The organism is Acetobacter sp. DmW_125128, assembly GCF_008704325.1.
GTDB lineage: Bacteria > Pseudomonadota > Alphaproteobacteria > Acetobacterales > Acetobacteraceae > Acetobacter > Acetobacter oryzifermentans.
Genome location: NZ_VHOP01000009.1, coordinates 25,440 through 38,922, shown reverse-complemented (window position 1 = coordinate 38,922; position 13,483 = coordinate 25,440). Strand labels below are relative to the sequence as shown.

Annotated in this window: 12 protein-coding genes; 7 read left to right on the top strand and 5 right to left on the bottom strand. The window is 53.4% G+C overall.

Features of this window, described 5'->3' with window-relative positions; all coding sequences use genetic code 11:
* Nucleotides 1-3: 3 nt before the first annotated feature.
* Complete coding sequence (locus FKW19_RS03830) at nt 4-885, top strand: DMT family transporter (protein ID WP_063353255.1); 882 nt, start codon at nt 4-6, stop codon at nt 883-885.
* 81 nt (nt 886-966) lie between these two features.
* Here the strand turns inward: FKW19_RS03830 and FKW19_RS03825 are convergent, their stop codons facing one another.
* Genes FKW19_RS03825 through FKW19_RS03815 form a run of 3 tightly spaced genes read right to left on the bottom strand, consistent with a single transcriptional unit; the run spans nt 967 to nt 5,196 of the window.
* A complete protein-coding gene (locus FKW19_RS03825) occupies nt 967-2,190 on the bottom strand; it encodes a phosphoglycerate kinase (protein ID WP_006116627.1) in 1,224 nt (407 codons plus the stop codon).
* Nucleotides 2,190-3,212, bottom strand: coding sequence for a type I glyceraldehyde-3-phosphate dehydrogenase (gap, locus tag FKW19_RS03820; protein WP_006116628.1), 1,023 nt, complete (start codon nt 3,210-3,212; stop codon nt 2,190-2,192). Before gap ends, FKW19_RS03825 begins: the two co-directional genes overlap by 1 nt.
* Before the next feature lie 52 nt (nt 3,213-3,264).
* Complete coding sequence (locus tag FKW19_RS03815) at nt 3,265-5,196, bottom strand: transketolase-like TK C-terminal-containing protein (RefSeq protein ID WP_089178333.1); 1,932 nt, start codon at nt 5,194-5,196, stop codon at nt 3,265-3,267.
* Between the two features lie 157 nt (nt 5,197-5,353).
* On the opposite strand from FKW19_RS03815, the gene FKW19_RS03810 reads away from it, so the two are divergent.
* Together FKW19_RS03810 and hemA are read left to right on the top strand one after the other, a co-directional pair.
* The gene (locus FKW19_RS03810; RefSeq protein ID WP_035352952.1) at nt 5,354-5,830 is read left to right on the top strand and encodes a hypothetical protein; all 477 of its coding nucleotides are present in this window, start codon (nt 5,354-5,356) and stop codon (nt 5,828-5,830) included.
* A 60-nt stretch (nt 5,831-5,890) separates the two neighbouring features.
* Nucleotides 5,891-7,198: a 5-aminolevulinate synthase gene (gene hemA, locus FKW19_RS03805; protein WP_006116631.1), complete on the top strand. Its 1,308-nt coding sequence runs from the start codon at nt 5,891-5,893 to the stop codon at nt 7,196-7,198.
* Between the two features lie 51 nt (nt 7,199-7,249).
* Here hemA and FKW19_RS03800 read toward each other — a convergent pair whose 3' ends face one another.
* Entirely contained in the window at nt 7,250-8,128 is an 879-nt protein-coding gene (locus FKW19_RS03800; RefSeq protein WP_089178334.1) for a DsbA family protein, read from the bottom strand.
* Nucleotides 8,129-8,175: 47 nt separating this feature from the next.
* Between FKW19_RS03800 and FKW19_RS03795 the strand changes: the two genes are divergently transcribed.
* Nucleotides 8,176-9,630, top strand: coding sequence for a gamma-glutamyltransferase (locus tag FKW19_RS03795; RefSeq protein ID WP_089178335.1), 1,455 nt, complete (start codon nt 8,176-8,178; stop codon nt 9,628-9,630).
* 261 nt (nt 9,631-9,891) lie between these two features.
* The gene (gene recA / locus FKW19_RS03790; RefSeq protein ID WP_269320058.1) at nt 9,892-10,917 is read left to right on the top strand and encodes a recombinase RecA; all 1,026 of its coding nucleotides are present in this window, start codon (nt 9,892-9,894) and stop codon (nt 10,915-10,917) included.
* A 6-nt stretch (nt 10,918-10,923) separates the two neighbouring features.
* Here the strand turns inward: recA and FKW19_RS03785 are convergent, their stop codons facing one another.
* A complete protein-coding gene (locus FKW19_RS03785) occupies nt 10,924-11,436 on the bottom strand; it encodes a GNAT family N-acetyltransferase (protein WP_089178336.1) in 513 nt (170 codons plus the stop codon).
* A 69-nt stretch (nt 11,437-11,505) separates the two neighbouring features.
* On the opposite strand from FKW19_RS03785, the gene FKW19_RS03780 reads away from it, so the two are divergent.
* Nucleotides 11,506-11,871 carry a winged helix-turn-helix domain-containing protein gene (locus FKW19_RS03780; RefSeq protein ID WP_006116636.1) on the top strand — a complete coding sequence of 122 codons (366 nt, stop codon included), beginning with the start codon at nt 11,506-11,508 and terminating at the stop codon, nt 11,869-11,871.
* A gap of 66 nt (nt 11,872-11,937) precedes the next feature.
* Nucleotides 11,938-13,482: a glucan biosynthesis protein gene (locus FKW19_RS03775; RefSeq protein ID WP_089178337.1), complete on the top strand. Its 1,545-nt coding sequence runs from the start codon at nt 11,938-11,940 to the stop codon at nt 13,480-13,482.
* Nucleotide 13,483: the final 1 nt, after the last annotated feature.

Sequence of the window (13,483 nt, the reverse complement as noted above, 5' to 3'; positions counted from 1 at the left end):
CACATGGTTCCTCATAAACCTGTGCCTGTTCTGGCCGTTGTTGCTGCACTGCTTTCATGGGCCTGTGCGTATCCTGTTGTGCGGCTAGCACTGCCTTTTTTTGCACCTGTTTCGTTAGCTGCCGCACGTTATATGGTGGCTGCGTGCCTTGTTGTATGCTGGTTGTGTGTAAAGCGCCCACAGTTGCCACGGCTAAAGGATCTTCCACGCTTTTTGGCATGTGGCGGCATTGGCATTGCGCTTTACAATATCCTTTTTAATACAGGGGAGCAGACAGTTTCTGCCGGTGCGGCCAGTCTATTATTGAATACAGCTCCTTTTTTAGCCGCTATTGCCGCCGTTCTGTTTTTAAATGAACGTCTGACACTATGGGGCTGGTTAGGTTCTCTTACCAGTTTTACTGGTGTGGTGATTATTGGCAGTGGGCAGCCCGGTGGCCTTGGTTTTGGTTCTGGCACTACGGTTATGCTGGCAGCAGCTTTATGCTCTGCAACCTACTATCTGCTCCAACGGCCTTTAGTAACGCGCTATGGAGCGTTAGTGACCACAGCCTATATTTTGCTGATTGGTGCTGGCCTGCTTTTGCCGTGGCTCCCTAGCGCCATAAGCACGCATAATGGTTGGCAGGCTTGGGCATTGGTTGGTGTGCTGGGCATATTTCCATCTATTTTGGGGTATGGCGCTTGGGCGCATGTGGTGGGGCAGGTGGGGGTCACCCGTTCTTCTGGGCTGTTGTATTTACTCTCTCCCACAACGCTTCTGCTGGCATTTGTATTGGTGAGAGAAGTGCCAAATGTGCGCACTCTTATTGGTGGGTGCATTGTGATGGCAGGCGTTGGGCTAATGCAGATGTATGGCCACCCGCGCCCACAAGTGAAGGCATAAAAAAACCACTTCAGACATTAAAATCTGAAGTGGTTTTGCAAGAATAAGTTTTAAAACAAAGTTATGTTTTAAAACTTTGCCTTAGATTGGCAGGGTTTTTTCCAGTGTGGTGCTGATAGCCGTTAGGCCGGGTAGGATCTTGCCTTCCAGCCATTCCAGAAAAGCCCCACCTGCGGTGGAAACATAAGACATCTTATGCAGCACACCCGCATGGCGGAGGGCGGAAACAGTATCCCCACCACCGGCTACGGTTTTCAGTTTGCCTTCCTGCGTGAGCTGAGCAGCAGCCTGAGCTACAGCATTGGTGCCTTCATCAAACGGTGGCAGCTCAAACACGCCCAAAGGCCCATTCCAGACCAGCGTTTTTAGGCCTGCAAGCTTGCTTTGCAGCAGCTTTACTGTTTCTGGGCCAACGTCCAGCGCCATCCAGCCATCAGGAATAGCCGTTGCGGGCACAACCTGTGTGGGGGCCCCTGCGATAAAATCTTCCGAAATCACGACATCTACGGGAAGAATGAGATCGCATTTTTTGGCTTGGGCCTGTTCCATAATCGTACGTGCTGTATCCAGCATGTCTTTCTCGATCAGGGATTTACCAACCTGTAGGCCCTTGGCGGCCAGAAACGTGTTGGCCATAGCGCCGCCAATAGCCAGCATGTCCACCTTAGCCAGCATGTTTTCAAGTAGCTGAAGTTTGGTGGAAATTTTTGCGCCGCCCACAATAGCCCCTACGGGCCGCTCCGGATTTTCCAGCGCAGCATACAGGGCTTCCAGTTCCGCCTGCATCAACCGGCCACCATAAGATGGCAGATGGGCTGCAACACCAGCAGTAGAAGCGTGTGCCCGATGGGCGGCGGAAAAGGCATCATTCACATACACATCGCCCAGACTGGCGAGGGCAGCGGACAAGCCTGCATCGTTCTTTTCTTCACCGGGCTGGAAGCGCGTGTTTTCCAGCAGCAGGATGTCTCCATCCTGCATGGAGCGCGCAGCAGCCTCTGCATCCGGGCCGATGCAATCATGCGCAAAGCTGACGGGCCGCCCCAAAGCTGTAGCCAGAGCCGTAGCTATGGGCTGGAGCGACATATCCGGCACCACCTTGCCTTTTGGCCGGTCAAAATGGCTGAGCAGGATAACTCGCCCGCCTTTTTCAGCCAGTTCACGAATGGTGGGCACAACACGTTCAATACGTGTTTCGTCCGTTACCTTTCCGTCTTTCATGGGGACGTTCAGGTCTACACGCAGCAGAATACGTTTGCCCTTGGGGTCAAGCGTATCCAGCGTGCTGAAGGGGAGTTCCGCCATTACAGGCTCCCGAACAGGGCGGCTGTATCAGACATGCGGTTGGAGAAGCCCCATTCGTTATCGTACCAAGCGCAGACACGAACAAGCTTGCCGCCATCTACCAACGCTGTCTGAGTTGCATCGAATGTTGAAGATGCCAGCGCATGGTTGAAATCAGAGCTGACAAGCGGTGCATCAGAATAAGCCAGAGCGTTTTTCATCTTGCCGGAGTCTACAACGGCCTTGATGGCATTGTTGACATCTTCAACCGAAGTTGGCGCGTTTTTGGGCACAAAGTCCAGAGAAACGATGGAAACATTGGCGGTGGGAACACGAATGGCGGTGCCATCCAGCTTGCCTTTAAGCTGCGGCAGAACCAACCCAACAGCGCGGGCTGCACCAGTGGAAGTCGGGATCATATTCAGGCCAGCAGCGCGGGCGCGGCGCAGATCCTTGTGCAGGGTATCCACTGTGCGCTGGTCACCTGTATAGGAATGGATGGTGACCATATAGCCACGTTCAATCCCAAAGGCATCTTCCAGCACCTTGGCCACTGGGGCCAGACAGTTGGTGGTGCAGGATGCGTTGGAGATCACGGTCATGTCCGGTGTCAGAACATCCTGGTTCACGCCGTAAACAATGGTGGCATCTACATCTGTTGCGGGTGCGGAAACAATGACCTTGCGGGCGCCAGCCGTAAGCAGAGGCTGGGCTTTTTCCTTGGAGGTGAACAGGCCTGTGCATTCCATGGCCACATCAACGCCCTGGAAAGGCACTTTGGAGGGATCACGTTCCGCAGAAACGGTAATGGGGTCCCATGTGCGGCCGTTGGCGGTGACAATAATTTTGTTGCCATCCACCCGAATATCAGCAGGCAGGCGACCATGTACGCTGTCATAGCTTAGCAGATGGGCATTGGCTTCTACGCTGCCCAGATCATTGATAGCTACCGGCACAACATCGGTGCGTCCGCTCTCAATAATGCCGCGCAGCACAAGGCGGCCGATGCGTCCGAAGCCATTGATAGCGATTTTGACTGCCATGGTTTTCTTTCTCCGTTCTGTCGTTCTGTGATCTTGTGCGATCTTCTTATTGTTACAACGGCTCCCGCTCTTGCCGACGGGAGGTAGGTGATGACGCCTGAAGGAACCTTTCTTCTATGGCGCCGGATGCGCGCAAGTGTTTTAAAACCCGCGCACAAATCGCTCCGGCAGTAATGCCAAAACGTTCATACACCGCGTTGGCAGGTGCGGATACGCCAAAATCATCCATACCAACGAAAAATCCTTGGCTACCCAGCCAGCGTTCCCATCCGAACCCCGATGCAGCTTCAATCCCCACACGCAGCACATCCGTGCCCAGAATGGTTGTTTTGTAAGCTTCGGGTTGATTGGAAAAGACTTCCCAACAGGGAATGGAAACCACAGCAGCCTGTACGCCGTGTTGCCGCAAAAGCTGTTCTGTTTCCAGTGCAATACTTACCTCTGGGCCGGAGGCTATAAGGGTAACGCGCCGCGAGCTACTGCCATGCAAAATATATCCCCCACGGGCAGCAGACCCCTGCATGGGCACTGCATAGGAATGTTCGGGCGGGGTAGGGCAGAGCATGATAACAGCAGGGCCAGATTGCCAACGGATGGCCGCCTTCCAGCAAGCAAATGCTTCCTGTGCGTTTGCTGGCCGAAAAACGGCCAAATGAGGCATGGCGCGTAGGCTGGCAAGTTGTTCTACTGGTTGCCAGCTTGCCCCATCATGGCTGAGAGCCAGCCCATCATCTGTTAAAAGGTAGATAATTTTCTGGCGCATCAGTGCGGCCATGCGGAGTGCCGCACGCATACGGTCCACCGTAATCATGCTAGCAATGCCACAGGGCAAAATACCACCATGCAAGGACATGCCATTTAACATTCCGGCCATGCCATGTTCCTGAATATTACATGGCCAGTCTGGTTGGATGTGCGCTGCGGCAGATGTGCGCGGCAACGCAGAGGTAGCTGTTAAGACTGTCAGTTCTGGTAAAAGAGCGGAAAGCGTATGCAGGCTGGTAATGGCCGCCTGCTGGGTGGAGGCCTGATGTGTGAGTTGCATGGCACGGCGGCAAAGCCGGTTCCAGTCCTCCATCAACAGGCTGGGGAATGTATTGGTCGTTTCACGCTCAAAGGCGGTGCGTTGACGGTGTCTGGCCAGCCGTTTTAGCCAAGAACGGTATGTTGTGGCGCCGCGTCTGGCAGTTGGACTCCAAGGGCCGGTCAGTTCTTCTTCTGGAGATAGGCTGGGTTGGGGGTGAAAGGTTTGTGGGCTTTCAGGCGGCATGCAAGCAATAAGCGTTGGTTTTTTAGCGCGCATGGTGGCAGCTAAAGCACCGTTGATGGCGCTTAATTGTGATGCGTCCACTTTGCGGATGCTCCACCCAGATGCGCTGAAACGTGCCAAAGAGTTTGAAAACTCGGTTCTATCTGCTCCCGGTGTGGGGCTAACCAGAACGGCAAGTTGGGTCAGCCCAAAACGTCCGGCAAGCTGCGCGGCTTCCATGGCAACACCTGTTGCCAAATCTCCATCACGCGCAAGCACCCATGTGCGGTGGTTTACCAATGAGCGTCCATAGCGCTTTGCCAGCAGGTGTTCTGCAAGTGCCATACCAGCTGCGGCTGCAATGCCTTGCCCAGCAGGGCCGGGGGCGGTTTCTACGCCCGGGTGGACGCCGTATTCCAAAGGGGACTCGGAAAACGCATAAGTGCCGCTAAGGTGCAACATGGCCTGCAATAAAGGATGCAAGGTAGCGGAAGGCACAACAAACCTGTCTCGGTCGGGCCAATCGGGGTGTGTTGGATCAAAACGTAGCATGCGGCACCACAGTGCCGTAACAGGCAGGCAAAGTGTTTGCAGCAACGCCAGATGCGCAGAATTTCTGGTTTTACCAAGCAGTACACGGGCTGCTGCACATAGGCGCAGCACAACGGTATCCTGCGCAGGTAGGGTTGCTACAGGGGAAGTAAATGGATGCTCTATGAGTGTGGCCTGTGCCATTGGAAAGAGAGTGTGGAACGAATTTTTGCTGCTGAAAAGGGTATGAAAAGGCCCAAAGGGCTTGCACCCGGTGCAGGACAGCGCGAAAGAAATAAAAATGGCCCCGTAAAGCCATGTTGAATTGCCATTATACGTTCTGGTGGAGAACTGTCCTGTTATGCTGCCCGTTTCCCGAGTTACAGAAAAAGGGTCTTTTCTCCGTGTCGTTGTTGCGGGGTGCGTGCTGGTTGGCATGACAGGCTGCAAGCTGGTTGATCAAAAAACCTTCAACCCAAACGCAGGCGTGGCACCCAAGCCATATATTCCGCCACCGCCACCGGGGCCGCCACCTGTGCCGCCATTGATTGAACTGGCTGCCGGCACCCCTGCATCGCAATGGGAAGCTCCGGTTGATCAGATTACGCGCCTTGCCCTTAGCCGCAAACCTGATGTTCTGTTTGTTGTCAGATGTCTTGTGCCGCCACAGGCCAATGCAGATGCGGAACAATCTTCCTTGATGAACTTGGTGCAGGGTGATGGCCGTGCCGTGTTGCAGGAAATGATTAATGCTGGAGCATCAGAGGCGCAGGTGGAAATGTCCGCTATGCCCGATTCTTCCGTGACGAAACCGGTTGTGCGGGTGTATGTGCGGTAAAGCAGCACTATATACACAAACGTGTGAACACACAGGCCAGACGGCCGATGGGTACGCGCCATGCCCCGACCGTTTCTGACGAGAAGCGAGGAGAAAGTTAGCGTGGGAGCGATAAAAAACGCCCGCCATCCTTTTTATGATCACTGCCATGAGGCGCTTGATCAGATCAAACATCAGGGGCGTTACAGAACCTTTACGCCATTAGCGCGTCAGGCAGAGCGGTTTCCTCTGTATGAAGAGGCTGTGCGCGATCTGCCGCAAGGGCGTGAAGTTATTGTATGGTCAACTAATGACTATCTGGGCATGGGCGTTGTGCCGGAGGTGCAGGACGCTGCTATCGCCGCTATTCGGGAGCATGGAGCTGGCGCAGGTGGTACGCGTAATATTGCCGGCACAAGCCCGCTGCATACACAGCTAGAAGCAGAACTTGCTTCCTTGCATGGTAAAGAAGCTGGGCTGCTGTTTATTTCTGGCTATGTTTCCAACCAGGCCAGCCTGCAAACCATTCTGACATCCATGCCAGGTTGGATCTGTTTTTCAGACCGACTGAACCATGCGTCCATGATTGCGGGTATTAAAGGTGCGCGCGGATCTCAGACAGTCATTTATGAACATAATGACCTGAAAGATCTGGAAGAAAAACTGGCCGCTGCGCCAAAAGATGCCCCCAAGCTGATTGCGTTTGAGAGCGTTTATTCCATGGACGGTGATATTTCCGATATTGCCGGAACCTGCGCGCTTGCCCGTAAATATAATGCACTGACTTATCTGGACGAAGTGCATGCTGTCGGCCTGTACGGTCAGGAAGGTGGCGGCGTTTCCCAGCGCGATGGTGTGGCCGATCAGGTTGACATTATTGAAGGCACACTGGCCAAGGGCTTTGGTGTGCATGGCGGTTACATTACGGCTTCTGCTGAAATTGTAGATTTCCTGCGCTCTACAGCTTCTGGCTTTATTTTCACTACAGCTTTGCCGCCACCGGTTGTGGCGGGGGCGCTTGCCAGCGTGCGCAAGGTGCGCGCAGAAAACTGGCGGCGCGAGTCTATTTTTGAACGTGTGAACACATTCCGCCATCGGCTGCGGGCTGCGGGTGTGCCGTTCACCATGACACCCAGCCACATTGTGCCCATTCCTATTGGGGATGCAGAGCGTTGCAAACGCATCTGCCGCCGCTTGCTGACGGAATATGGGCATTACGCAACACCCATCAATTATCCAACTGTGCCGCAGGGCACGGAGCGCCTACGCCTAACCCCGGGGCCGTTCCATACGGATGAGATGATGGATGATCTGATTAACGCGCTGAGTGTGCTCCTGCGTGAAGAAGGCATTATGCCCGCACGCCAGGCAGCCTGTTCCGCCGCGTAAGAAAAACCATTATGGCGGGTGAGGTTGAAGCCCGCGCCCGCCATAATAGGTTTAGTGGCTGCTTTTCAGCTTATCCACGGCAGTTTTAAGTTCAGACAGAGAAACTGCACCGGGAATAATTGCCTGATCCCCAATAATGAAGGTGGGCGTTCCTTCCAGATTGATGGAGCGGGCCAGAGCAACATTTTTTGCCAGCGCTGTGGTAACGGCTGAGCTTTTCATATCCTTCACCAGCTTGTCTGTATCCAGTCCTGCCTGATGTGCTGCATTCCGGATTCGATCCATGCCGGGGGCAGAAGAATCCGCCATCAGGATTTTTTGGAATGGAATGTACTTGCCCTGTAGGCCAGCAGCCATAATGGCCTGCGCATCCAGTGTGCTATTAGCCCCCAGAACAGGGATAACCTTTTCCACCAGCCTTAAGTCTGGTTCTGCGGTAACAAGCGCATCCAGATCATCCAGAACCTTGCGGCAGTAAGGGCAGCGTGGATCGTAAAACTCCACCACATTCAGGGAGCCCTGTGGGTTCCCCAGCACCACATCAGTAGAACTTCCGCCAAAAAGCGGCTTGTTATGGCGTACCAAGTCTAGCGCAGAGGCATTTTTCTGCGCTGCGGCTTGGTTTTGCAGGGAGGCAATCGCATCCGACAGAATAGTGGGGTCGGTTTTCAGGGCGTTGCGCATGATGTTTACAATTTCGGCACGCTGGGCTGGTGTAAAGCTGCTGTCTGCTGCACGTACAGGCGCGGAGTCCGCACAAAACAGAGCGGTGGCCAATGCGCCAGCGCTTACTGTAAGGCGGAAGAAAGATTTCAGATTCTGCATGGTGTCCTTGTCCATAAACTGGAATGGTATGGCACGTGCGGTCATTACGGCAAGGTTGGGCTGTTGCTGCCCGCCGTAAAGCAGGTTAATCCAGAGGAATACCATCCAGACGACTGCCCGCCGGACGGGCCCAGTAGTGGAGAAAGCAAGGCGTGGCCGCCCGTTCTATTATCCCCCGTTTTACGCGGTTTAAAACCGTGCTTTCTGGTTCTCGCAAGCGTGCGGGGGCTTTGGCTCTTGCTCTTACCTCTGTTCTGCCAGCCTGTAGTTCTGGCAGTCATATTGCGCAACCTGTGGAAACAGGATTTGTGGGAGAGGTTGTGGCGGATGAACCGCAGGCCGTTCTGGTTGGGCGTGATGTTCTGGCTAAAGGGGGCAACGCAGCAGATGCTGCGGCTGCTCTTGGGTTGGCCCTTTCTGTTACGCTGCCTTCCCGAGCCTCTTTGGGTGGTGGTGGTGCATGTCTGGCATGGAAGCCGGGTGAAAGCGCTGGGCAGGCCTTTGTATTTCTGCCCAGAGCCGGGCTGAATGACGCCGGGGCGGATCGTCCCGCCTCTGCTCCCATGCTGGCGCGCGGCCTGTATTTAATGCAGTTGCGTTACGGCAGTGTGGATTTTGCTGATCTGTTGTTGCCTGCGCGTAATCTGGCCTCTCGTGGTGTGCCGGTGGGCGGGTTGTTGGCGTCTGACCTTGCTGCTGTACAGGCACCTTTGCTGGCAGATGAAAAAACCCGTGCCATTTTTGGCAATGCCAACGGCAACGTATTGGTAGCAGATGACGTGATGGTGCAGACACGTCTGGCGGGTGCACTGGAGCGGATGCGTATTGCTGGTGTGGGCGATCTTTACGCCGGCGCACTGGGCCAGACATTTGCAGAGGCTGCGCGTGTTGCCGGTGCGGGGCTGACAACGTTGGATTTGCGCGCAGCTATTCCTATGGCAGCACAGCCGCTTACAGCGCGTGTTGATGGCATTGATATCAGCTTCTTGCCGCCACCTGCAGATGGTGGGTTTGGTATGGCTGCGGCGTATCTTTCCAATGTGGGGCAAAATGGCGGCCGCGTAAGGGCGGAAACGGCTGTATCTGGTTGGCGTGCGCGGCAGGGTGCAAAAGGAGCTGCTACCAGTATTGCAGATGCACAGGCTCTTCTGAATTCTGGCCACATTCCTGCTGGCTCGGTTCTACCTGCCTTGCCTGCTTCCACATCTTTTGTGGTGACGGATAGGCAGGGTGAATCTGTAAGTTGTGCATTCACCATGAACAATCTGTTTGGTACCGGGCGTATTGCTGGGTCTACAGGCATTATGCTGGGGGCTTCCCCCGTGCGGAAACCTTTGCCGCTTCTGCCTGTTGCTATTGCGCACCGGGGTAACCAGTTTCAGGCTGCGGCCACGGCGTCTGGGCAGAATGTGGCGGCAGATACGGCAGCCGTAGCCTTGCAGGCAGCAATAGCGGGAAGTCGCCCACAGGTGACCAATGGTGTGGGGCGCGCCAATTTTGTGTCCTGCCCAGCCGGTTTGCCGGGGGATGGCAGTAAATGCTTTGGTTGGACTGACCCTAGGGGGTTTGGGCTGGCTCTTTCTTCCGATCATGGGAAAAAGAGCTGATAATTTTTAGAATCTTAAAAGATGGCAGATGAATTTTATGCTGCCATCTTGAAAAGTTGCTAATTTGTTCTTAATGGAACAGGTAGAGATCGCAACATTAGCAAAAAGTTTCCATAAAGCGGTTACCCAGTACATTCGTTGCTGCCGTAGAGGCTTTATGGCAGGAATTGAACGCATAATCTTTTGTGCATGGTGCGTTATGCACATTCAAGGGCCTTACGTACATCTGGCAGTCCGGCCCACAGGAAGGGAATGGTAAAAATGGATAAGGCAAAGGCTCTGGAAGGCGCGCTGGGACAGATTGAACGTGCTTTTGGCAAAGGTTCTGTCATGCGCTTGGGGCAGCGGCCCAAGGTAGAGGCAGATGTTATTCCTACTGGTTCCCTTGGGCTGGATATTGCGCTGGGTATTGGTGGGTTGCCCCGTGGCCGTGTGGTGGAAATTTACGGGCCAGAAAGCTCTGGTAAAACCACGCTTGCGCTGCATGCTATTGCAGAAGCACAAAAGCGTGGTGGCACTTGTGCTTTTATTGATGCCGAGCATGCGTTGGACCCCGGTTATGCCAAAAAGCTGGGCGTGGATGTAGATAACCTGCTGATCAGCCAGCCAGATGCGGGTGAACAGGCGTTGGAAATTGCAGATACACTCGTGCGATCCGGCGCTATTGACGTTTTGGTGGTAGATAGTGTTGCAGCACTGGTGCCGCGCGCAGAACTGGAAGGAGACATGGGCGATAGCCATGTTGGCCTTCATGCGCGTTTGATGAGCCAGGCTTTGCGTAAGCTTACGGGTACGGTGGCACGCTCCAATACTCTGATGATTTTCCTGAACCAGATCCGCCTGAAAATTGGTGTGATGTTTGGTAATCCGGAAACAACCACGGGTGGTAATGCCCTGAAGTTCTATTCTTCCGTGCGTATGGATATTCGCCGCATCGGATCCATCAAGGACAAGGATGAGGTGACAGGTAATCAGACGCGCGTAAAGGTTGTTAAAAACAAGATGGCGCCACCTTTCCGTCAGGTAGAATTTGATATCATGTACGGCGAAGGCATCAGTAAGGTTGGTGAGCTGATTGATCTTGGCGTAAAAGCCGGAGTTGTTGAAAAATCTGGCTCATGGTTTTCATACGATAGCCAGCGCATTGGGCAGGGGCGTGAAAATGCCAAGCAGTTCTTGCGTGATCACCCAGAAATGGCCGCGGATATTGAACGCCGCGTGCGTGAACACGCAGGCGTTGTTGCCGAGGCTATGATGGTGGCACCAGAACACCATGAAGGTGACTAAAATTTTCTAGCTTATAGCACGATAGAGCAGGCGGGCTTGCGCATCATAAGATGCCAGCACCGCCTGTTCTGCTTTATTGGTAGGCGCATCCGTAAAGCCCGCTTTCTGCCAAAAGCCAATGGCGTGGCAGGTAGATGTAAGTAAAAGAGTATGCAGTTTTTGCCTGCGCGCAGCCTGTTCGGCCAATAGCAAAGCCTGTTGCGCAAACCCTTGCCCCCTTACTGTTGGGGATAAGGCAAGATCATGAATATACCAACTGTCTGCCTTACGAGGCAGGGTATGCAGCAAGGTGTTTAATGGCGGGGAAACAAGGCCTTGCCATGGGTGGCTTATCAGATAGCCAAGCACTTCTTTACCCCGCACAAGAGAAAAGCAGCCATCAGGTGCAAGTTTCAGGCGTTCTTCAAAAACAACCAGATCTTCCATGTAATCGGGATGGATGCGGGCAGTTAATGTCATAACACCGGCAAGATCATCTGGTGTCATGGAACGCCAAGTGGTATCTGCGCTGGGAGTCATATAGAATTTCCGTTTTTTCCTTATACAGTTATTCAGCTTAAAGGCTGATAACTGGAAAAGTGGGTAGGCATGACGGCACGAGTAAGACTGACATTGCGGCTAGATGCAGATGGTAAGCCTGCGTTGGGGCATGGTAAGATACATCTTCTGGAAAAGTTGGAAGAAACAGGCTCCATTTCAGCGGCGGGGCGCGCCATGGGTATGTCTTACCGTCGTACATGGCTGTTGGTAGATAATCTGAACCAGCTTTTTAAGGAACCTCTGGTTATCACGCGGCCCGGCGGTGGCGGTGGGGCTTTTCTTACACTTACAGGTAAAACTGTTGTCACGCTGTATCGGCAGATTGCAGATAAGGCAGCACAGGCTGCTCGTTCTGATATAGCGGAACTGGAAAATTTATTGTCTGCGTGCCCACAAAAAACCTCACCAGAATGAGATGGGTCTATTCAGAACAATGAAACAACCATCCCATAAAATTTAGCAAAAGAGCGGGAGACAGACGTGTCAGCAAATGTGCAGCGACGTGATGTAATCAAGGCAGGGGCAGGCGCTACCCTGGCTTCGCTGGTAGGGGGTGCCATTGGGCGGGCACATGCCGAAGGGCTAGCAAATGCTACTGGTGCATTTGATGATAACACAGTTGCGCAGATTGCTCGCAGGCTGGCAAATGGACCTTACAAGGGGCCAGATCAAACGTTACCAAAGACACTTTCAAACCTGAATTTTGATCAATTCCGGAGCATTGCCTACCGTCCAGATCGCGCTTTGTGGGCTGGCGATAATTTGGGTTTTGATGTGGAATTTTATCCACGTGGTTTTTTATACAAGCCGCGGATCGAAATTTACGAAGTGCAGAATGGGCAGGCAGCAGCTGTTCCCTATTCTCCAGATTTGTTTACATATGCAGATCCTTCTTTGCGGGTAGAAGATAATCTGGGTTTTGCAGGTTTGCGGCTACGTGCCCCCATTAACACCCCGGGTGTAATGGAAGAGTTCTGTGTTTTTCTGGGGGCATCGTATTTTCGTGCAGTAGGTAAAGACCAGATTTATGGGCTTTCTGCACGTGGCTTTGCTGATGGCACGGGTGATCCTAAAGGCGAGGAATTTGCTCTTTTTCGCGCCTTCTGGTTGGAAAAACCTCAGCCGGGCGTGCAGTCTGTTGTTATACATGCGTTGTTAGATAGCCCATCTCTTACAGGGGCGTTTCGTTTTACCATCCGCCCCGGTGACAGCACGGTGTTTGATGTGCAGTCCACATTATTCCCACGCACCAAGATAGAACAATCTGGCATCGCGCCCCTTACGGGCATGTTTTATTTTGATGGCAACGATCGCAACCACATTGATGACTGGCGCCCCGCTGCGCATGATAGCGAAGCTCTGCAAATGTGGACAGGAGCAGATCAACAGCTTTATCGCCCATTGCGTAACCCGCTTGATCTCCAGTTTTCAACATTTTCTGATACCTCTCCGCGCGGTTTCGGGCTGATGCAGCGCAGACGTTCTTTTCATGATTATGAAGATCTGGCCTTGCATTATGAAAAGCGTCCCTCCCTGTGGATTGAGCCTATTGGAGACTGGGGTTCCGGCTGGGTAGATCTGGTGGAAATTCCTACACCCAATGAAGTAAACGATAATATTGTTGCCTTCTGGCGGCCCAAGGAACCTTTGCTGGCTGGCAAGGAATACAGCTTCACCTATCGTATGTACTGGGGATGGGATGCACCTTTTCCCACTCCGTTGGCACGTATTGGTGCCACACGTGTAGGCGCTGTGGTGGATGATAAGACCGCTCGTTTCTTCGCCATAGATTTTGTGGGCGCACCTTTTGAGCATCTGCCAAAAGACACGCACTTCCACGTTTCTCCGCAAGCATCTGCGGGCACAATTCGTAATGTTGTTGTAGAGCCAAATCCGGAAATTAACGGTTGGCGCACAACATTTGAGTTTGTGCCAGGTGATGCCAAGGTGGCGGATTTAAGCTGTGCCCTAGAAACTGATACGGGCCCAGTGTCTGAACAGTGGCTATACCGATGGACGCCGTAAG

Coding starts and splice junctions, on each gene's coding strand:
- FKW19_RS03830 (WP_063353255.1), top strand. CDS start 4: ATGGTTCCTCATAAACCTGTGCCTGTTCTGGCCGTTGTTGCTGCACTG.
- FKW19_RS03825 (WP_006116627.1), bottom strand. CDS start 2,190: ATGGCGGAACTCCCCTTCAGCACGCTGGATACGCTTGACCCCAAGGGC.
- gap (WP_006116628.1), bottom strand. CDS start 3,212: ATGGCAGTCAAAATCGCTATCAATGGCTTCGGACGCATCGGCCGCCTT.
- FKW19_RS03815 (WP_089178333.1), bottom strand. CDS start 5,196: ATGGCACAGGCCACACTCATAGAGCATCCATTTACTTCCCCTGTAGCA.
- FKW19_RS03810 (WP_035352952.1), top strand. CDS start 5,354: ATGCTGCCCGTTTCCCGAGTTACAGAAAAAGGGTCTTTTCTCCGTGTC.
- hemA (WP_006116631.1), top strand. CDS start 5,891: ATGCCCCGACCGTTTCTGACGAGAAGCGAGGAGAAAGTTAGCGTGGGA.
- FKW19_RS03800 (WP_089178334.1), bottom strand. CDS start 8,128: ATGGTATTCCTCTGGATTAACCTGCTTTACGGCGGGCAGCAACAGCCC.
- recA (WP_269320058.1), top strand. CDS start 9,892: ATGGATAAGGCAAAGGCTCTGGAAGGCGCGCTGGGACAGATTGAACGT.
- FKW19_RS03785 (WP_089178336.1), bottom strand. CDS start 11,436: ATGACTCCCAGCGCAGATACCACTTGGCGTTCCATGACACCAGATGAT.
- FKW19_RS03780 (WP_006116636.1), top strand. CDS start 11,506: ATGACGGCACGAGTAAGACTGACATTGCGGCTAGATGCAGATGGTAAG.